Annotated in this window: 19 protein-coding genes and 1 riboswitch; of the genes, 4 read left to right on the forward strand and 15 right to left on the reverse strand. The window is 47.2% G+C overall.

All coding sequences use genetic code 11. The features are described 5' to 3' along the window. Positions 1-232: 232 nt before the first annotated feature. The 5 genes from ACUUHJ_RS23540 to ACUUHJ_RS23560 all read right to left on the reverse strand — a co-directional run bounded on the left by ACUUHJ_RS23540 (position 233) and on the right by ACUUHJ_RS23560 (position 5,668). Positions 233-1,420: a hypothetical protein gene (locus ACUUHJ_RS23540; protein ID WP_289674042.1), complete on the reverse strand. Its 1,188-nt coding sequence runs from the start codon at positions 1,418-1,420 to the stop codon at positions 233-235. Positions 1,421-1,447: 27 nt separating this feature from the next. Further along, the gene (locus ACUUHJ_RS23545) at positions 1,448-1,981 is read right to left on the reverse strand and encodes a hypothetical protein (RefSeq protein WP_173610851.1); all 534 of its coding nucleotides are present in this window, start codon (positions 1,979-1,981) and stop codon (positions 1,448-1,450) included. Between the two features lie 15 nt (positions 1,982-1,996). After that, on the reverse strand, positions 1,997-3,427 hold the full coding sequence (locus ACUUHJ_RS23550; protein ID WP_472300062.1) for a sensor histidine kinase: 1,431 nt from the start codon (positions 3,425-3,427) through the stop codon (positions 1,997-1,999). A 13-nt stretch (positions 3,428-3,440) separates the two neighbouring features. After that, on the reverse strand, positions 3,441-4,100 hold the full coding sequence (locus tag ACUUHJ_RS23555; RefSeq protein WP_289674044.1) for a response regulator transcription factor: 660 nt from the start codon (positions 4,098-4,100) through the stop codon (positions 3,441-3,443). A gap of 149 nt (positions 4,101-4,249) precedes the next feature. After that, positions 4,250-5,668, reverse strand: coding sequence for a hypothetical protein (locus ACUUHJ_RS23560; protein WP_472300063.1), 1,419 nt, complete (start codon positions 5,666-5,668; stop codon positions 4,250-4,252). A 133-nt stretch (positions 5,669-5,801) separates the two neighbouring features. Here ACUUHJ_RS23560 and ACUUHJ_RS23565 point away from each other — a divergent pair, with 133 nt between their 5' ends. After that, complete coding sequence (locus tag ACUUHJ_RS23565; protein WP_472300064.1) at positions 5,802-7,466, forward strand: M14 family metallopeptidase; 1,665 nt, start codon at positions 5,802-5,804, stop codon at positions 7,464-7,466. Positions 7,467-7,528: 62 nt separating this feature from the next. Here ACUUHJ_RS23565 and ACUUHJ_RS23570 read toward each other — a convergent pair whose 3' ends face one another. From ACUUHJ_RS23570 to ACUUHJ_RS23585, 4 genes are all read right to left on the reverse strand, one after another. Further along, on the reverse strand, positions 7,529-8,410 hold the full coding sequence (locus ACUUHJ_RS23570; RefSeq protein ID WP_289674047.1) for a methyl-accepting chemotaxis protein: 882 nt from the start codon (positions 8,408-8,410) through the stop codon (positions 7,529-7,531). Between the two features lie 30 nt (positions 8,411-8,440). After that, on the reverse strand, positions 8,441-9,898 hold the full coding sequence (yfmT, locus tag ACUUHJ_RS23575) for a benzaldehyde dehydrogenase (protein WP_289674048.1): 1,458 nt from the start codon (positions 9,896-9,898) through the stop codon (positions 8,441-8,443). An 86-nt stretch (positions 9,899-9,984) separates the two neighbouring features. After that, a riboswitch (cyclic di-GMP riboswitch) is annotated at positions 9,985-10,070 on the reverse strand. Between the two features lie 176 nt (positions 10,071-10,246). Next, positions 10,247-11,182, reverse strand: coding sequence for a methyl-accepting chemotaxis protein (locus ACUUHJ_RS23580; RefSeq protein WP_289674049.1), 936 nt, complete (start codon positions 11,180-11,182; stop codon positions 10,247-10,249). A gap of 24 nt (positions 11,183-11,206) precedes the next feature. Next, positions 11,207-11,962: a hypothetical protein gene (locus ACUUHJ_RS23585; protein ID WP_015892595.1), complete on the reverse strand. Its 756-nt coding sequence runs from the start codon at positions 11,960-11,962 to the stop codon at positions 11,207-11,209. Between the two features lie 85 nt (positions 11,963-12,047). Between ACUUHJ_RS23585 and ACUUHJ_RS23590 the strand changes: the two genes are divergently transcribed. Next, a complete protein-coding gene (locus tag ACUUHJ_RS23590; protein ID WP_289674050.1) occupies positions 12,048-13,460 on the forward strand; it encodes an RsmB/NOP family class I SAM-dependent RNA methyltransferase in 1,413 nt (470 codons plus the stop codon). A gap of 77 nt (positions 13,461-13,537) precedes the next feature. Here ACUUHJ_RS23590 and ACUUHJ_RS23595 read toward each other — a convergent pair whose 3' ends face one another. The 6 genes from ACUUHJ_RS23595 to ACUUHJ_RS23620 form a co-directional block, all read right to left on the reverse strand. Beyond that, positions 13,538-13,783: a hypothetical protein gene (locus tag ACUUHJ_RS23595; RefSeq protein ID WP_015892597.1), complete on the reverse strand. Its 246-nt coding sequence runs from the start codon at positions 13,781-13,783 to the stop codon at positions 13,538-13,540. Positions 13,784-13,936: 153 nt separating this feature from the next. After that, on the reverse strand, positions 13,937-14,581 hold the full coding sequence (locus ACUUHJ_RS23600; RefSeq protein WP_289674051.1) for a LysE family translocator: 645 nt from the start codon (positions 14,579-14,581) through the stop codon (positions 13,937-13,939). A 5-nt stretch (positions 14,582-14,586) separates the two neighbouring features. Beyond that, entirely contained in the window at positions 14,587-15,021 is a 435-nt protein-coding gene (locus ACUUHJ_RS23605) for an Lrp/AsnC family transcriptional regulator (protein ID WP_048034169.1), read from the reverse strand. A 191-nt stretch (positions 15,022-15,212) separates the two neighbouring features. Beyond that, entirely contained in the window at positions 15,213-16,373 is a 1,161-nt protein-coding gene (locus tag ACUUHJ_RS23610) for an MFS transporter (protein WP_472300065.1), read from the reverse strand. Between the two features lies 1 nt (position 16,374). Next, positions 16,375-17,199 (reverse strand): MerR family transcriptional regulator, encoded by an 825-nt coding sequence (locus tag ACUUHJ_RS23615; protein WP_472301235.1) that lies wholly within the window; start codon positions 17,197-17,199, stop codon positions 16,375-16,377. A gap of 146 nt (positions 17,200-17,345) precedes the next feature. Then, positions 17,346-18,827 carry a DEAD/DEAH box helicase gene (locus ACUUHJ_RS23620; protein WP_472300066.1) on the reverse strand — a complete coding sequence of 494 codons (1,482 nt, stop codon included), beginning with the start codon at positions 18,825-18,827 and terminating at the stop codon, positions 17,346-17,348. A gap of 319 nt (positions 18,828-19,146) precedes the next feature. Here ACUUHJ_RS23620 and ACUUHJ_RS23625 point away from each other — a divergent pair, with 319 nt between their 5' ends. Beyond that, positions 19,147-19,680 carry an RNA polymerase sigma factor gene (locus ACUUHJ_RS23625; protein WP_472300067.1) on the forward strand — a complete coding sequence of 178 codons (534 nt, stop codon included), beginning with the start codon at positions 19,147-19,149 and terminating at the stop codon, positions 19,678-19,680. Beyond that, entirely contained in the window at positions 19,667-20,773 is a 1,107-nt protein-coding gene (locus ACUUHJ_RS23630; RefSeq protein ID WP_472300068.1) for a DUF4179 domain-containing protein, read from the forward strand. Before ACUUHJ_RS23625 ends, ACUUHJ_RS23630 begins: the two co-directional genes overlap by 14 nt. The last annotated feature ends 4 nt before the right edge of the window (positions 20,774-20,777 follow it).

Below are 20,777 nucleotides of genomic sequence, written 5' to 3' on the forward strand. Positions count from 1 at the left end.
TCTTTGGCATTCATGAGATACCCTCCGTATTCAGGTTAATCTCATGATCTCTTAGCTAGCATAGTGGTTGAAGGTGGGAAGAGTTTGGCGCTTACGTTTAATCGGTAGGTTGTCATGGTTTTGTCAAAGATCGTCTCGAGCATTGGGGCAAGCTGGAATCCGGGTATGAAAAAAGAGTCGCCATACGCGACTCTCCATCTTCTTCGTCCACCCTGCTATGTGAAACTTGTTACTAAGGAACGGTTCTTCTTACCCAGATATCCCATAATTCACCAGTTCCTTTCTCTAAATCAACTTCATCAAAATAAGCAAGATAAACTCTTTCCTTTATAGAAGCGATATCAGTCCCTTCAGCAACGCCGTCGGGATACCAGTAAATTCTCACCTCTGGTAGTCGTTTCGGTTGATCATCGTGGTACCTAATCTTGCTACTAATCCAATAGCCACTTTCAGGAAGTTTTACCTGCTTCTCTTGAAAAGCGTCTTTTGCCATCTGGATAAACGGGGCTGCCTGTGCTGGTGCCAGTTTCACACTCCTGATAATCGGCTCTGGTGGTATTTCGTCCACGATTCTCGTTTCTTCTTCGTTCGTTTCTACGTTCTCAACTGTACCTGTTCCTTTTTTTAAATCAACATCTGAAAATTGCACGTAATAAAGCTTGTCATGAACAGCTTGATAAACGTTATTGCTTTTCGTATATCTTGGGTACCAGTAAAGATCGACAAGCGCTATTGTCTCTTTTTCCGTGATGGGTTTTACGACCAAGCATCCCGCCAGATCGTAGCCGATTTGCGGAATTTTGATGTTTTTGTCTTTCCAAACTTTTGTTGCCTTGTCTATATACGGGGCGAACATCGTGTTTGGTTTGAACGATACGATGTCCCTGCGTATACAAATCTTGATCTCTTTAATTGTGCCCGTTCCTTTCTCCAAGTCCACATCGGTCAAATTGACAAAATAGCTTTCGTGAAAGCCTATCAAAGGTGGTTCGGCTCCTTCCTCTCTTTTTGGATGCCACCATATCTCAGCGGTCGTTGTATCCTCGCTCGTTTCACTGGAAAATGAAAGCCTGTAATTATTATCAGGCAGGTCGATATGATTGGCGATAAACGCATCTGTTGCCAACTTGACGAAGGGCTCTCGCTCTTCTTTACTAAAGTCAGTGCGGATTAACTTCACTGAACTTTCTTTGGTGGGTGTCGGATTATCGGTTTTCTTCTTGTCCTGCTGCTCTTCACCTTCATTCGATTCAAGCGTGTTTGACGCCGTTGTTTCCGTCTTAATGACATCTTTGTTTTTATTGATTTCAGCCAAGCCAAACGTTGTCGGGGAGAAGCTCAAAGCAAGGGCTAACACGCCCATCACTCCAATACTTAACCATAACCCCAGCTTCATTTTTGTATCGGTCAATTTTTTCACAATTCTATCTCCTTACAGTCCTGCTTCTTATTCTGCGTTTTCGCCATACCAATGGGATTCACCGTAATTCCAAATAACCTCAAGTTCAACCATTTTCCCTACGCCTTTATCCACATCGGCGTTGTAAAATAGTGCGTAGTAAACCTTTTCCTTGATCTTGCTCTCTTGGCCAAAAACAACACCATTGGGATACCAGATGATATCCACATGATTTTTGCCTTCCGTCACGGTACTGCTGATCCAATAACCGGTTTCAGGTGTTGGCATGCCTTGCGCATCGAACGCTTCTCTTGCCATCCGAATATAGGGGGCCGCCTGATCCTTGGTCAACGGATCAAAGGATTTTTTACTCTGCTCGTGGCTTTGCTTCCAAGCGATTTCTTTGGTTTCAAGGTTTGCTGGTGGAGAGGTTTCCGTCATGATGGCATCCTTTTTACTGTCCAGAACAGCAGGGCCGAAAGCAGCCGGAGAAAAGAAGGAGGCCAGACCTAGTATGCCGATAACAGCAAGGCTAAGCCTGAAGCCGTGGGACTTTATCTTTATTTTTTGGATAGTTCGCAATACATGCCTCCATAATTACCTCGAAGTTTGATCTGGAACCAGGGTGTAAACCGATGTTCCGCCGTTCAATCTGCTTTTCATATAAATACTGCCTTGGTGTGCCGTAGCAATCGCTTTGCTTAGAGACAACCCTAAACCGTGACCGTTCTTTTTCCGATCCCTCGCGCTATCCAGCATAAAAAATGGTTGAAAAACATTTGTCAGATGCTCTTCCGGCACCCCACAGCCATGATCTTCCACACAAAAAACAACAAATGAGTCCTCTGTGTAAACAGTAAATCGAATCACTGCATCGTTTTCAGACGCTTTGGAGGCATTCTCCACGAGATTGTTTAATAGCACCAAAAAAAGCTCCGGATCGACGGTAACCGTAGAGACTGAATATATGATTTCCAGCGTTTGGCCCTTTCTGTCTAACGAAAACTGGGAGATGATTTTCAACTGCTGCATAAGGGAAGAAACATCAACTTGCTGCTTGTTCAGTGCCTCCCCATTTCCAAGTCGGAAAAGCTCCAACAGCTTTTTTGACATCCCGTCAAGCCGTTTGCTTTCCGAATGAATGAAGCTCAGGGCCTGCTCGACGTCTTTTTCTTCCAGGTCATAATGCTGAAGCAAACTGGCATAGCCCATGATGGATGTAAGCGGCGTTTTGAATTCGTGGGCCAGACTTGCGATAAACGCCTCTCTTTCCGTTACGCCCCTCTGCAGAAGCTCCATGTTGGCTTGAATCGCTTCTGCCATATGATTGAAGTCAACCGCAAGCTGGCCAATCTCATCGCCGCGCTGAACCGTTATGCGATGCTGATAGCTTCCTTTTGCAATCCCTTGAGCCTGTTGGCTTAACAGGCCGAGTGGACGCAAGGCTTGTCTAATCAGGACAAACAAGCCAACCGCAAAGACCGTCAAGCCAACCAATACCCAAAAAGAGATCTGTAAGGAGAGTGACTTCTGGTCATCGATCAGACTTGTTATGTCATGGGCGTAATCCAATCGAAGCAGTTGGTCATCCATTTTCATCCAGCTCGAAACAAACAGTACGGTGCGCGCATCTATGTTTCGAATCACATAGCTTCTTCTCCCATCTTTGGGTGGGACTAGACTCATTACCTTCTCTTCTTCATTCGATATACTGCTAAAATGCTTCTCGCCAGATTCACCCGTTATGGCAAGATGGCTTCTCTGATCAGTAAAATACTGCCCATAATTTTGAAAAGATTTCGGCAAAATGTCTTTCAGCAACGTCGGATAGTAATCATCAATCGTACTTTCATACATTTTCAGCGAGTTCCCGATCATGCTATGGTTCTCAAGGGAACTGCTGATTTCCCTTTGAAGATTGTACTCAATAGAAACCTCGATGATCCGGTAGGAAACAAAGACAATGACCACTGTCACCAATCCGAACACCATGAGATAGATTCGCATCCACAGAGGAGTTTTCTTCATCCTCTCACGCATCTTAAAACTCCATTCGATAACCAATTTTGTGCACCGTATGAATATGATCAGACAAACCTAGCTTTGTGCGCAGATTCAAGACATGTGTATCAATTGTCCGGGTGCTGCCATAAAAGTCATAACCCCAGACCTGATTCAGCAAACTTTCACGAGAAAAAGCAATATTCGGATTATGCAACAAAAATTCAAGCAGCTCATATTCCTTCGGGGTTAACGTGACGAGCTGATTATTTTTGTACACTTTGCGGCTATGGTAATCCACTGTCACATCACCTACGGTCAATGTTTCCAATACAACCTGATGACTTCTTCTCAGAGCGACTTCCACTCGTGCCAACAACTCCAACAAATCGAAAGGTTTTGTAATATAATCCTCAGCACCAAGACGCAAACCTTGTACTTTGTCCATAACACTTGTCTTGGCTGTAACAAAAATGACCGGGATATTCTTTTTCTTAAAGGATTCCAACAGTGTGAACCCGTCAACTCCAGGCAGCATGATGTCAAGAAGCGCCAAGTGATACTCCTTTTCTTCGAGATCATTCAACGCCGTGTTACCGTCGGATGAAACTTTACAGACATAGCCCGAGGCGCCTAATGTCATTTTGATTAGTTCGGATATGGATGGATCATCTTCAGCGATTAATATTGAATATGCCATGCTGTATACACCCCCACCATCATTACACATTTTTAGGATTTTCTTGTCAACGAAATGTAAAAAGTATACAAAAACAAAAAAACCCTCAATAAAATCACTTTAACTTGATCTTATTGAGGGTCACATTCATTATCATTTAGATTTTTTACCTACCGATACTGAACATTATTCAACTGCATCCACATCCATTTACTGTCAATCAACAAGGCAAGTGTCATCTCATCTATCCCATGCAGTTGACGGTACAGACGCTGGGTTTCGACCAAGTCATTGTAGGTCAAGAACGGATAGTCCTTCCTGCCGAATGTTCCATCTGGAAAATAAGCGTAATGCAAATCGCCATTTCCGAGAATCCACTGCGACCCAAGGTTTACGACACCGTAAAGCATCGTATCTGCTAAATCTTTGTCAGTCCGATCACCGAATTGCATGTAGCTTTTGTAGAGAAAATTAATTTCGGCCAACTGATGATTCAAAGAAACGTGTGTCCGAATTATCGGATTCGTTGCTGTCGCGTAGTCCGGAACCAGCCAGCCTTGCTGTACACCAGCCACGACAAAACGGTTCACGGCTGCATGATTGTGAAAATAAGAAGCATATTTTTTCGCCGCTTGGCAAAAGTCCTTTTCTTGATACTGATCGCAGCCCCGTAGAATCAGATCAGCCGCTCCTGTGTTGAATCTCGTATCGTAAAAGCCCTCTGGTATCCCGTAATCGTCACTTAACCACAAAGAGCGCGGCTGCGTCTTCCAGTACCCCTCAGGCTCCTGCTGTTTCAAGCTCGCTCTCAGCATCACATAGCCCATATCCCGGGCAGCATTGCTTCCACCTGTATATAAAAAGGAGCGAAGGACATAGTTTTCGGGAATCCGCCAAAAGGAGGACTTGGAAGTCGGCTCATACGTAGAAGGGCTTTGATAGTAATACCCATCGTACAGCCATTTTGCCTTTTCCGTAACGTCCAAGTTAAGCCAGATGCTGTCAAACATTTGTTCTCCCCAAGGAACAAGCGGTTCTCTCGAATCGAGCGCCCACATTTCGCTGATAAAGCCTGCTTTCATCGGCAGCTTGACCACGAGCTCGACACCAGAAGGCGTCTGTTTTACTTCGATTGGCAACGCCAATGCTGGCTTTTCTTCAATCGTGGCTCTACCTTTATCCACGTAGGTAATGGGCTTACTTAACCAAATATACCTGCCCTCTGTCTCTAGGAAACCAGCGGAAAGCGGAAGGGTCTGGACTTGATCAAGCGTGACAACCTTCCAATACGGCTTCTTCGACTCATCGTAGTCTCGGTAGCGGAACATCATGTTCTGACTGTTACCCTGAATGGGGATGGTGAAAACGTAGGGCATCATATTGCGCTGACCTGTCATTTTATGGGCCCAATACGTGGCACCATCTGAGAATCGAAACTCTTGTTTTTGGTGAATCGCGCCATTCAGGTGCTCAACATTCTCTGTTTCTGTTGGTTTTTTCCATTCATTTGCAAAAATATCGCTCGGAAGGATACTACATACGGCGATGGCCGTCATCAAAAGGAGCATTCTGCTGATTTTTCTGACCATGTCATCCCCCAATTCTAGTAAAGGAGAACCGAAAGTCCTACTTTAAAATGAATATTTCGTAGTGATTATTATTTTAAAAATAATCTGATAAATTAACCATAGGTGTCTACTTCTATTACGCAGGAGGGAATTTATGGACAAGAAAGTACGCTACGTTGTTTCTACAGCACTCGTAATATCTCTGTTCACCAGCCCCTCAATCACCCAAGCTGAACCACAAACCCACATTCCTTATTACGGAATCGGGCCAACCTATGTACAACCTGCACAGATTGAGAGCTTGTTTCCCAAGCCAACTATCCAGTTTGGGACACCCGGCTTCCAAGAAGGAAAAGAAGCTTTTACATCCCAGGAAGAAATGATGGCTTACATAAGCAAATTGGTTGCAGGCAACAAGGAAATCCAGCTGCTATCCATCGGTACATCATTGGAAGGTCGGGACATCCCCCTGCTGTTATTCAGCAAAGACCACGGCAAGCTCAAACAAACCAATGAGAAGCCACTCATCTGGCTACAGGCACAAATCCACGGGAATGAGCCCGCCGCTGGTGAATCTGCTCTTGTGATCGCCAAATGGTTGGCAGAGGGAAAGCTTGGGACCGACCTTCTGGATCACGTAAACGTTGCGATTGTTCCTCGCATCAACCCAGATGGCTCCTACCAATTCAAACGCTACATCGCGACAGAGCTGGACGCCAACCGCGACTACATGAAGGTAGAATATCCAGAGGTGCAAGCGGTTCACCAAGCCATTACTACCTATCAACCTGATGTGGTGCTTGATGCCCACGAATACGGCGTCTCTTCCAGCCAGCTTCGCGATGTTGGAGAAAAAGGCGCGATCTCTGCCTACGATGTTCTGATCTCCTCTGCGAAAAACTTGAATATCCCCACCAACCTGCGCAAAATGTCAGACAACGTGCTCTTGGCTGACGTTCAAAAAGCACTCGACAAGGAGCAACTTTCTCATCACGCTTACTATACGCTCGCTAAAGGCAAGGACGGAAAAGTGACCGCAACAGAAGGCAGCACAGAGACAAGAATCGGACGCAATGCCTTGGGATTGAAAAACACGTTAACGTTTTTGGTGGAAACACGCGGCATCGGCATTGGACGCGCCGATTTTGAACGACGTGTATACAGTCAGGCCATAACTCACGCTGCTGTCATTCAATCAACAGCGGCCAACGCCAAGGCAATCAAGTCCGCCGTCGCACAGGCACGCGCAGAAATCACGGAAAAAGGCAAAAAGGCAAACGGCAACGACAAACTCGTTATCCTGAGTGCGAATAAGCGAATACCGGGTCAATCTCTCGAAGTTGTCGATTTCGCTACAGCAAAAAAAGTGTCTACCCCCATCGACTGGGTAAGCTCTACGGATGCCTATCCCGTACTCGAACGTGAGCGCCCCACTGCGTATCTCATGCCTCCTGGCTACCATGACGTTGCAGCCAAGCTGGAACTGCTCGGTGTTTCGGTAAGCAAGCTATCAAAAGAAACGACCATAGCGGTAGAAAGCTACACCATTTTGGAAAGCAAGGTGAATACGATATACGAGAATGGGCATTTCACCAATCAAGTGACTGCAAATGTAACAGAAACAACGAAAACCTTTCCTGCGGGTAGTTACGTGTTCAGCATGGCCCAGCCAAACGCGAACTTCATTGCCTTGGCTCTGGAACCGGAATCAGTGGACAGCTACGTCACGTTTAACTTCCTGCCCGTTGAAAAGGGCGATGAAGTACCGGTGTATCGCTATATGCTGGAGCAAACACTCCCCACCACAAATAAGAACTAAAGGAAAAATTCCCCTCTCTAGAGTTAGACTCCTGAGAGGGGAATTTTGTTACATGTATGGGCTTACTTTATTTCAAACACTTCTTGGGCAAGTCCTGCCAGCTTTTGCGTATTGTCGCTCACTTCGACCATCGTCGCAGAAATTTCCTCCGTAGCGGCTGCCTGACTCTCCATGGTTTGATTGATCAATTCAATCGAATTTTGCAGCAGGGTTATCAAATCCCGGATGGAATCGGTGGTTTGCTTGATTTTGTCTGCATTCGTCCGTGAATCTGTCGCCATATTTCGTACCTCATTCGCGACGACAGCGAATCCACGCCCTGCATCTCCTACTCTCGCAGCCTCAATGCTCGCATTCAGTCCCAAAATGTTACTTTGATCAGCGATTTTTTTCACGGCGAGTGTAATTTGCTCGATCTCAGTTGTACTTTGGCTCACATCATTGGCTTGCTCTGAGATCGCCTTCATTTGCTCGTTCAAATTCCCGATCTGCACGGCCATCTCGTGTGTGGTGGCACTGACCTCCTCGACGACGCTCGAGAGATTTGCGGCAATTTCATACAGCTCATTGGCTCGCTCCATACTCGAACCAATGCCAACACCGCCGATAACTTTTCCCGTGTGATCATGCAAGGGGATCGCCCGTGCGACGAGAGGAAAACCAAATAATTCCTTGGGAACCATCATCGCCTGCTTGGTGTTTTTTCGAATCGCGTTGGTGATCACATCCCCTTCCTGGAGTGGATCACCAGGCTTTACCTGCAGGGAAAATGTTTGGGCAGGCACATTGCGCAATAGCTTTTCCGTGTCGTAGACCCCAATGGTAATGTCATCGTTGAGCAATTCATTTAAATAGGGGGCAACCTTGATGAAAGCCTCGAGAAGTTCTGCATTTTTCCCCTTTTCGGAGGCTTCTGTTTCGTTCCAACCTTCGTATCCGTTCATGACCCTCTTCACCTCTATCTTTTGCTAGCATTAGTACGGAAATTGACGCTTTTTGTGCTGAACCGAAATCCATTTTAGCGTAGTAAACTCTTCTAGGCTCCATTGACCATTCAAGCGTCCCAATCCGGAATGCTTTTCACCGCCGAACGCCACAATCGGCTCGTCATTGATCGTTCCATCGTTGATATGAATCATGCCGGTCTCAATGCGCTTGGCCATCTGGGCACCTCTCTCCAGATCGCGGGTATGAATCGCCCCGGACAATCCAAATGGTGTCTCGTTCGCCATGCGAATTGCTTCTTCCTCGGAAGCAAACGACATGATGCAAACAGCCGGACCAAACAGCTCTTTGGATGCAATCGACATGTCTGTGGTCACTCCTGTCAAAACAATCGGCTCGACCACGTTTCCTTTTACTTCCCCTTTCAGTGCAGGAACGGCTCCTTCGCGTATCGCCTCATCGATCGTTGCCATCAGGTTGGCGACTTGCCGTTGATTGATGAGTGGACCGATTACCGTGTCTGGATCATTTGGGTCGCCTACCTTGAGTCCAGATACTTTTTCCACATACAGATCGAGGAATTTATCGTAGACATCTTGGTGAACCAGAACCCGGTTAGCCGACATGCAAATCTGACCTTGGTGGGTAAAGCGGCTGAATACCGCTGCATTGACGGCATACTGGAGATCCGCATCCTCCAAAACAATCAGGGCACTATTGCCACCTAGCTCCAAAATCGCCTTCTTGAAATGCTTCGCTGCCACTTGCGCGATATGGCTTCCTACTTGGCTAGAGCCTGTAAACGAAAGGATGCGCGGAATCGGGTGGGAGACAAACCCATCGCCAATTTCAGTAATATCCGTTACAACGACGTTGATCAAGCCTTTGGGCAGACCTACTTCTTCAAAAATTTTCGCGATGAGAGTCCCACCCGTGATTGGCGTGTGCTCATGCGGTTTGAGGACGACACCGTTGCCCGCGCCAAGAGCTGGAGCTACAGACTTCATCGACAGATAGAAGGGGAAGTTGAACGGACTGATAACGCCGACAACTCCTGCGGGAATCCGATACAAGCGATTTTCCTTTCCGTCTACGGGAGAAGGGAGAATTTTTCCCTCCATACGTACAGGGAACGTAGCCGCCTCGCGAATAATATCCTTCACAAGCCCGATCTCAAAAAATGCCTTCAGTCGGGTTCCACCTAGTTCACGAATGATGATCTGAATGATTTCTTCCTCATGCTCTTCGATATAGCGAACAGCACGCTCCAACATTCGGGATTTGGTATAGGCATTCACTTCATCCCACTCTTTTTTCGCGTCGGCTGCCGCCTTGTAAGCCGCGTCGATATCCTCCAGATTTGCCATTTTGAATTCTGCGATGACTTCCCCGTTGTAAGGGTTGATATCTTGCAATGTCTTCGCGCCAAGTCCGTCGCGCCACTCCCCATTGATGTACTGCTTGTCCAGTGTTTGAAGGATTGACATGCTACAACCACTCCCCTTTTGAAAAATAAATAGGCCCCTTTCGCATGAAAGGAGCCGTCATACTAAAACAGCAAAATACACTGCTAGTTGGCAACCCGGCTGCCATCGTAACGTGTACATTAGGCCCGTAGCTTTGCGTCCCCACTTTTCAATGGGTTTGCCCATTCATAGCGAATGCTGGATAAGATTTTGTCGAAAAAAGGAAAGAAATGGAGAAACCTACTTTGATTATAGTACTCCATTTCGAATAGTCAAACGTAAACATGTAAATATTTCGTGAAAGGAAAGAACAAATATCAAAAAGTCCGCATCGCTTGGATACGGACTCCTGATTTTTCTTCTACATGATCACAATAACTTTTTGACATCCTTTACGCTCGTCGCGAGCATTTGCTCTACCGCGTTAGCGTTTCTTACGTGCTTGGTCATGCCTTCATTCAGCTCGTCCAGCAAGCCCTTTGCCTCACTTACCTGCTGGGACACATCGTCAGCAAAACGCTTTTGATGCGCGATGATTTCCATCACACTTGCCACTTCGACGTTCAGTACCTGGAAAGCGTTCACGATCTGATCCGTCTTCTGTGCAGCATCCTTGCTGATGGAAAGTCCATTTTTGATCGCACTGCTGCTTTTTTCACTGTTGGACAATGCTTCTTTGATTTCTTCTTGAATCTTGCCGATCAATTCCGCAATCGTCTTGGTCGAGTTCGCTGTCATCTCTGCCAGCTTCCGTACCTCATCCGCTACGACAGCAAAGCCTCGGCCTTGTTCCCCCGCACGTGCAGCTTCTATCGCTGCATTCAGAGCGAGAAGATTGGTCTGATTCGTAATGTCGCTGATTACCTTGACAATACTCGTAATTTCCGAAGAACGCTCTTCCAAGCGGCTCATGGACTTGGACGTATGAACCGATTCTTTGTCGAGCAGGCTCATGACTTCCACAACGTCCGTCATAGCCTTCTTGCCTTCATCTGCACGCGCTACCGATTGTTTGCAGATGTCTGTCAGGCGCTCTCCTCGAACCGACAACTGGCTCGCAGATTCTTCATCCCGCTCATTAATGGTCTGGATATTCTCTACGGCACGCTTCATCCTCGTCACCAATCGCACCATTTGATCGGAATCGGCGTTCATCGCTTGGTTCGAAGCGAGGATTGCCCCCATCTGTTCGTAAAGACCGCGAAGCTCATGTTTCCATGCGTCTTGCTGTCCTGCCATTGTGGTTGTGGATGTCGTCGCTGCTGTCTCTTTTTCTGCCAGGCCTTTGTCTTTTTTCCAAAACATCCGCTTCCCTCTCCTTTGTACCCATCAATTGTCACCTCGGCGGCTATATACGCGGGACTCGATTATTCCCGGATGTTGTTTCGCCAAGCTCAGCAAGTTTTCCAAGAAATAATAGTGACCCTCCAAGAGCTCCACGTCTTTACGCTCAAAATGCTTCACCTGCAAATACTGCTGCATTTCCAAAGCATAGCGCTCCAGTTTATCGTGAAAATCGTTGGCACGAAGCATTTGCTCCACTTCTGGATATTCTGTTTTCAGGCGACTCAGCTCGCTGTATACACGCCCGCCCTCCAGGATCATCTGGTAGGCCGTACGCTCGAGCGTAGCTGTCGTAGCTGCCTCCTGCTCCTCACGCTCCTCGCGCAAAGCTGCCAAGTACGTGATAAAATGGTAGACAGTTAAAAACAATGGTCCTAAAAATAGAATGATCCCTGCCTTGTACACATGCTGATTGGACAAATTGCTGATGAGCAGGAACAAGTGAAACAAGATCGCACCCAACCATACATAGATGATGATTTGGTGATTGATCTTCCCTGCCTTTTGATGGCGTGAAAAGGCAAAGGTAAGTCCGAGCAGATAAAAGGCAAGCAACGTAAAGCTGGCAGAAAACAAAGCCATCTCCATATCGGTCAGCCAATCTGCATCGGCGGGTATTTCGATAAAGAATTCAAAAGCGAGCACCAGCAGTGAGAACAACAACCCCATGATCCAAAACCGGCTTACTTCCGAGTCATTCCTCCGCCGGGAGCGGTAGCGTTTTGCACGGGATCCTTCCATAATGCTCTCACCTCATTCTCTATGATTCGCCATGATTCTATCTTTTCCTTTCACATGGGGCCAAAATCTGACATCGGAGGCTGTTATGACAAAAATTTTACCAACATCATTTATCGAGCGCATGAAAACCTTGCTCGGACACGACTATGAGGCCTTCGTTTCCTCGTATGATCAGCCTGTGACACACGGCTTACGAGTCAATCCGTTGAAGGTGGAGCGTGACGATTTTTTGAAAATCTCGCCGTTTGCTGTAGAAGCAGTCCCTTGGTGCGAAAATGGGTTTCGCTACAAAGAGCCTGCTCGTCCCGGCAAGCATCCTTTTCACTCCGCTGGCATGTACTATTTGCAGGAGCCAAGCGCGATGTCCGCTGCCGAAGCACTCGGTGCACAACCTGGTGAGCGAATCCTCGACCTGTGTGCAGCGCCAGGGGGCAAATCGACGCAGCTTGCAGCGTTTTTGCGTGGACAAGGAATGCTCGTGGCAAACGAAATTCATCCTGTTCGGGCAAAAGCCTTGTCAGAAAATCTGGAGCGCTGCGGCGTGACCAATGCCGTCGTGACCAACGAAACGCCTGAACGCTTACAGGAGCGATTCCCTCAGTTTTTTGACCGAATTTTAGTAGACGCTCCATGCTCTGGCGAAGGAATGTTTCGCAAGCTGCCCGAAGCAATCGAAGACTGGAGCCCAGCAAAAGTAACGGAGTGCCATGTCATGCAAGGCGATATTCTCGAGGCGGCCGCTGCTATGCTGAAGCCAGGCGGGACGTTGGTCTACTCCACCTGCACATTCGCTCCGCTGGAAAACGAGCAGTCTCTGGTTAACTTCCTCGGCCGTCACCCGGAATTTGAGGTTGTCCCGCTACCACATGCAGATTGCTTTTCTGCTGGTCAACCCGAGTGGGCGTCGCCGCAAAATGAGCAGCTCACCCAGACAGCCAGATTGTGGCCCCATCGTCTACAGGGAGAAGGTCATTACCTCGCCAAGCTGCAAAAGAGTGAGACCGCTGAAGTTCACGTACCTCCCGGGAAGCGTAAAGAAAAGCGTGCGGCAAAATCAGCTCCGGCAGGTCGAAAAGAAGCCATCGCAGCCTGGCGTACATTCGCAGCCGAAGCACTCCCTGCGCTCTCCAAACCATTCGAAGATGAATCTGCTTTTCTTTTATTTGGCGAGCAGTTCTACTACTCACCTGCCCCCGAGCTCGACTGGGACAAGCTAAAGGTCGCGCGCGTCGGTCTGCATCTAGGAACCGTAAAGAAGAACAGATTTGAACCTGCACACGCCTTGGCACTCGCTCTCTCTCCTGCGGAGGCAGCCCGTGTCGCTTCGTATGGCGCGGACGATCCTGAGCTGTTGCGGTACTTAAAAGGAGAAGCGCTCACGCGTGATGGTGAAAGCGGCTGGACGCTGGTTACTGTAGATGGATTCTCCATCGGTTGGGGCAAGCAATCAGAGGGGCAACTCAAAAATCATTATCCAAAAGGTCTACGCTGGTTGTAGATTTCCATCCAAAATAAAAAAGCCCACAAAGCTACACGAAATGCATTCGTGACTGCTTTTGGGCTTTTCTCTTTTTCTTATGATCGCCCTCTGCGGGACGGATTGTCTACTACGGACAAAGAGCCATTTCTAATATAACGCAATATTTTTGAAACAGATATCCCTGTTGCGTTGGCAATTTGCATCGCATTCGAATTCGGATACGTTCTCACGTAATTGCGAATCATCTGGTAGTCTTGCATTTCGTTTTCTCCGCAAACCTGGCAACTGTACTCTCCCCGGCCCATCGGACTGCCGCATTTCAAGCACGTATCCGTCGTCATCACTGGTTCTCCTCACACCCTGTACTATGGTACTTTTACAAGAAAGGGTTCTATCTTCCTATCTATTACCCAATTCACATGAGAGGAAAACACTATTTTCTATCGCAATTCCTGTATTCTATCTAAAATTCGATACAGTCATTCCAAATTCCTTTAAAAAGGCCAGTATGGAGGCTTCAAACCGCTTTTTGCGAAAAGGACAATCGCAAACCCAATTAAAAAGACACCACTGAGCCCATGAAAAACGTTGAACCATCCTGGACGAAAAAAGCGAGCCAAATACGCGGCCAGCAAAGCTACCAGCCCCAGAAACAATAAAGTCGATAACAGACAGCCTGTCGCAAACAAGAACAACTCCGTTGAATGAGCAAAAGCGCCAGATGCCAATAGTGAACCAAATACTCCCGCCCAAAACAGAACAGTCAGAGGATTTGCGAGCGTCAGGAGCACGCCGTGCCAAAAGCTGCTTCGACCCGATGAAGCCTGCTGGACTGATGCTGGTGTTTGTTGTTGTTCTCTCCTTCCTTTTATGGCACGCAAGGTTTGAATCCCAAACCAAGTCAAAATCAGGGCCCCCATAATCAAAACCAACTGTTTGACCCAATCGATTTGTAACAGCAGCGACAGTCCCCCGATCGCCCCTCCCATATAAACAGCATCTGCGAGTGCAACACCCAGTACCATCATGAATGCATCATGCAATCTCCGAGTCATCGAGCGGTGAAACACCGCCAGACAAACCGGACCAACGGATAGCTGGAGCATCATCCCGAATAATAGACCGTGCCAGATCGCCATCAGGCTCACATCTCCTCTTTCATGGAAGACAGGACGATCATCGTATTCGTCTTGCTTACACCTTCTACTTGCTTCAATGTTTCAGAGATGAATCGTTCCAAATCAGCCGTCCCTTTTACGGCAACCTTCAATACATAGTCGTAAGCTCCCGCAATATGATGGCATTCCAGCACACAGTCTGCCTGCATGACCGTTTCACGGAAGCCAGCGATATGCTCCGTTTTCTCGATTTGCACCATCACAAACGCAATCAGGTGAAGCCCTAGCTGCTCCCGATCCAGCTTTACCGTGAATTGCCTAATGAGTCCTGTATCCTCCAGCTTGCGTATTCGCTCGGAGACCGCAGGCACGGACAAATGAACCTGCTTGCTGATGTCGGAGCTGGTGATTCGGGCATTTTCCCGCAATAAGCGAAGGATTTGTTCATCAATCCGATCCATAGTGGTGCCCCTCCTTTTTATCATGATTATACCAATTCCTTCATAATAAAAGGGGGTTTGAGGATATCACCGTATTTTTTAAAGAAATAACATGTCTTATCTTTCATTTTTTCTGCCACACGAATGGTCTTGGGGCGTATTCCTAAAATAATGCGGCCGAGAGAGACGAGAAGACATCATACGCCATCTTCTTACGCTGATAGCTGCTCTTTCTTTGTAGAAAACAAGCGGATTGCGAGCAACAATGACAGCAACGCAATAACAAATCCGGACCAGCCCAGATTCTCCACAGAGGAGCTGCTGATCACCAGTCCCCCAACCCACGATCCCAAAGCGAAGCCAAATTGAATAAAGGATGTATTGATGCTAAGTGCGATATCCGGCGAACGGGGCACCTGGGTAACCAAATATAGCTGTTGGGCGGGAGACGTTGCCCACGTGGCGAGCATCCACAGCATGATGATCACGATATACGTAGTGATCACTCCATCCATGACCGAAAGCAAAAGCAGCATACTTGCCTGAAGGGAGAGTCCAAAATAAATCGTAAACTTCGGCCCCTTGCGATCTGCGATAACCCCTCCAATTTTTGACCCCATAAAACTGCAAATGCCTGCTAAAAACAGAATCGCGGAAATCTCGGATGCCGAAAGCACGGCCCGGGTTAGCAGAAAAGGCGCAATATAGGTAAACAATGTGGAATAAGCCCCGATGTACAACAACGTGATAACAACCGCAGTAAGAATCTTTCTATTTTTTATAACAGCTAGCTGTGCCCGCGGCGTTACAGCCTCCTGCGCTCTTATAGGCGGGACTTTTTTATAAATGACAAGCAACGGAACCAAGCCCAGCAGCCCAATAAAAATAAACAGCAGTCTCCAGCCAATCGCTTCAGTTAAAAAAGTGCCAACGGGAAGGCCAAGTACAAGTGAACTGCTCAATCCCATCAAAATGATGCCGATTGCTCGCCCACGATTGCCTTCTTCGACTAGCCGTGTAGATACCGCCATCGCAACAACAGTAGCAACTCCTCCACTGAGTCCTTGGATCATGCGTGTAACCAGCATCATCTCAAAGGAAGAACTCACATAGACCAGCCAGTTGCTCAAAATAAAAATGCCAAGCATCATAAGTAATAATTTTTTTCGGTCAAGATGGATCGTGGCAGCGATGACAATGGGAGCCCCTACTGCCGCAGAAAGGGCAAATGCAGTGACAAGCAATCCGGCAGAAGACGTCGTGACACCCAGATCAGCTGCCACCGTTTGAATGATGCCACTTATCAGATACTCCACTGTCCCAATCAGGAAAACTGCCAAAGCGAGAATATGGACTACCCCTTTATTCCCCATGCTAACTTTGCCCCCTTGCTTCAATTGGAATCTGGATTTCTATGAGCTCAACTCCAGGTTCTTCTGATAAGGGAACATAGATTTCTCTGCCGGGCTGCTCATCTCGAATGCAGTAACCATGCTGTTCAATCCACGTAGCCAGATCCAGGCAAGCTGATTCTTTCTTGGTCGAATCCGAACGGAATAGTAACGTAGCCATTGTCTCGGCAGGCAAGAAGCTTCGTTCGATTTGCTCGGGCAGTTTGACAGATTCTGTTTTAATGCCGTAGCCCACCCCAAATTCGAAGAGCTGATCCTTCGTGCCAATTTCCTTCCAGAGCACTGTTTTGGGACCAGTCAAGGATGTCTTCAGGCTGGCATCAAGCATGCTGTCGAACATTTGAAACAGCCAAGGAATATCTTCAGCAGTACCCCGTGCCGAATAGGAGATCAAGTGCATACCATCTACCTGCTTCAAAACCACCTCTTGCTCCTTCTCGATCCTTCCCTCCCGTTCAACAAGCTGCACTCGTTCTTTAATACGGGCAAGCTTTGCCATTTCCATCTCCAGCAGGGATTGGATTTCATTTTCTTTGAGCCTCAGCATGCCCCGAATTTGTTCGGCTGGTATATTCTCGTGAAGCAATTGCGCAATCTGCTGCAAGGTGAACCCCAATTCTTTGAAGATGACAATTCGATTGATCTGCAGAAGCTGTTCGGCACAGTAATATCGGTACCCGGTCGTATCATCGATTTTTGCTGGTTTTAGAATCCCAATCTGATCATAATAGCGCAACGTTTGCAACGGAATTCGACTCAGTCGGGAAAACTCGCTGATTTTAAACAATTCCACACCTTCTCTCCCATTACTTCGAACTGAGTATAAACCTTCTAGTCGAGTATAAAGTCAAGAACTTCCTTTCATACACCAAAGGCGTTTCTACAAAAAAAACCGCCCAGATCCTTTTCGAATCTGGGCAGCCTCTTCATTTTTTATCTTCCTCTTGTTTTTCCGGCAGATTGACTAAACGGTCTTCCACCCTTGGCAGAACGAGCGGCTCCACCTTTTCCTGCCTTTTTCGTATCGGCAGGCTTTGCAGATTTACCCGCTTTGCGTGCTGCAATCGCTTCAGCCTTCTTGCGGTTTTTCTCGTACTGCGTTTGCAGTTCTCCCAGCTCACGAGCCATCTTCTTTTTGTAGCCTGGCTTTACCTTCGTCTTTTTCTTAATCGCTTCACGTACAGGAGAGAACTCTTTGTCTTTTTCCTTCTGTTGCTCTTTCGCCTGTTGCGCCCGCAGCTCAATGAAATGAGTTTCCCGTTCTTCTGCGCGCTGACGACGTCCGGCATCCAGATGGCGTCCTTCCTGCAAAATTCTTTCTTCGATCGAAGCCTTCGTCGCTTTCGCAAAGCGAGCCATCAAGTTTTTCTGACGAGGAGAAATGAGGGAGATCGCTTTTCCCTTTTGTCCTGCACGACCCGTACGACCAACGCGGTGAATGTAACTGTCCACGTCATTCGGCAAATCGTAGTTGATGACGTGAGTTACACCTTCTACATCCAGTCCACGAGCCGCGATATCTGTCGCGATCAAGTATTGGAAACGAATCTCACGGAATTGCTTCATCAGTTGTTCCCGTTTGTTTTGGGACAAATCACCGTACAGGGCTTTCGCCGAGAGGCCATTTTCCTGTAGGCGGGCAGTAAGCTGTTGCACACGTACTTGGGTATTGGCAAACACAATAGTCAAGAACGGCTGCTCTTGCTCCAGCACATCGACGAGAGCGTCCGTCTTATCGCTTTGGTTCACTACATAGTAAAATTGTTCAATGCGCTCCACAGTCTTCTGCTTACCCTCGATCTTGATATGCGGTGGCTGTTTCATGAAGCGGTGCGCCAGTTTTTTCACCAAATCAGGCATCGTAGCCGAGAACAACAGCACCTGGCGTTGGGAAGGTGTGTGGACGATTACTTGCTCCACATCTTCCAAGAAGCCCATTTCCATCATTTTATCGGCTTCATCCAGCACTAATGTGGAGATACGTCCGAAATGGAGCGATCCGCGCTTCATATGATCCAATACACGTCCTGGTGTTCCTACAACAACTTGAACCGTTTCTTTCAGCTTGCTCAGTTGTTTGTCGATATCCGTTCCACCGTGCAGGGAGAGTACATTCACATTCAGGTGTTTGCCCAGCTTTTCTACTTCTTTTGCAATCTGGATGGAAAGCTCACGCGTCGGAGTGAGGATGAGCGCTTGAATGTCGCGTTTTCCCTCTTCCAATGCGTTGAGGATCGGCAGCATGAATGCAGCTGTTTTACCCGTACCTGTCTGAGCTTGTCCGATCAGATCCTTGCCTTCCATAATGAGAGGAATGGCTTCCTCTTGAATTTGTGTTGGTTCTTTATAATACAGGTCTTGAATCCCTTGCATCAGCTCCGGACGAAAACCAAAAGACGCAAACGATTTTGCCATAACTTCCACTTCCTTTCACAAGCGATCCGATTCGCCACACCATGACTGCATGGACAGTGGATGCGATAAAACCGGCTCTCATCAATCAAAATTCATCCTAGGCAGGTTGTTGCCCTTGCGAAATCCTATCCTACCTATACTAAAGGAGTCCTTTCGAAAAAACAACTAAACCGTTCAACTCCCGGGCATTTTTCTTCAAGACTCGCGACGCTGAAGCAAGCCTAGCTAAAATTTTTGCTTGCATCCTGTGACCATGTATCGATCTCGCTGATCTAATTACTGTCAATGCGAAAAACCAACACAGAAAGGAGTGAGAAAGATGAATCTAACAGAACAGGTTCTCTTGGCAAAGCAAGGAGATCGTGAAGCTTTTATCGCTGTTGTCAAACAAGTCGAGAGCTCCTTGTACCATACCGCTAAATCCATCCTGAAAAAGGAGGAAGATATTGCAGATGCTCTGCAGGAAACCATTTTGAAAGCTTTTAAATCTCTGCATTCACTTCGTGAGCCCCAATTTTTCAAGACATGGATGTTCCGAATTTTGATCAATGAATGCAACAAGATCGTAGCAAATCGCTCCCGTAACGTTCTTATGGATGAATTCCCTAACCAATTGTCACTCTCACCGAAAGACGAACTTATTGACCTACGGGACGCCGTTGAGAGATTGGATGAGCAGCAGCGTCTTGTTATTGTGCTTCACTATTTTGAAGACATGCCTTTAAGACAAGTAGCAGAGATACTGGAAATTTCGGAGAGCGCTGCAAAAATGCGGCTCAGTCGGGCACGGAACAACTTGATGGAGAAATTACATATATTTCGGGAAGGGAAGATACATTATGGATCAATCTAAACTCGATATAGAACTAAAGGAATACAAACGTACAAAAGATACGACGATGTCGCCATTGGTACGGGCTCGACTGGATGAAACATACGCCGCTCTCCCGGAAATGTCTCGTGAACGAAAAGTCCAACGATTACGCAAAGCACCCTATGTTGCGGCCGCAGCAGTCATTCTAGGTGCAACGGTATTCACCTCTGGATTTATCTCGCCAGTCATGGCCCAATCGATTAAGCAGATCCCATTCGTCGGCAGTCTCTTTAGCTTCATCGAAGCGGACCTCGGCTTACGAGCGGCAGGCGAACAAGGTCTTTCTTCCAAGGTAAACAGAAGTATTTCTCACCAGGATATGAAACTCGAGGTAACAGAGACGGTCTTCGACGGAACACGCGCTGTCTACCTCCTCAATGTAACAGCTCCAAACCTGAAGGACGGCATGTTTGATACGGGAGCGGAGGTTGTCAAACTCAGTGACGCGATCGAAAATGTCACTTTTAGCATCGATGGAAAAGGGCAAGATGACCCAGGTAGTTTGGTAACAGGTGGTTTTTTCTACTCAGCTGGCGAATCGCACCCAAACTTTCTGGTCTTCGAAGAAATTTTGAAGACACCTGAACACAATTCTACGGGCAAGATTCCAGACTCTTTCCATGCGGAAGTGGTTGTTAAGCTTGCTGGTATTGATGAAGCCTTCAAGCTGGACATTCCGTTCCAAAAAGCGACGAGCAACACCATCCAGCTTAAACCGAATGCTATTCAATCAAACGATGGGATTTCTTTCGAAGTATCCGAGGTCAATGTGACGCCAGTGACGACGCGCTTGTTGTATTCGGTCAAACTGGATGGCGAGACATCAGATAAGTCCATCAGAGCTGCCCTGTTTGACGACCAAGGTCGTCAACTGACATCCCTCCACGGAGAAGGGGAACGTAAGGATAACACTCTCACATTTGACGCCCGCTATGCTTCTGCACAAGGACAGCCGAAGTATTTTATAATCAAGCCTTTTGTCGTAAAAGATCATTTCGCTGAAACAGTCACAGATGATCAGTTTATTAAGGGTCTGGAAATAAAGGTAGACCTCCCCGAGAAGAACAAGTAACAAA

It is taken from the genome of Brevibacillus schisleri (genome assembly GCF_055685845.1).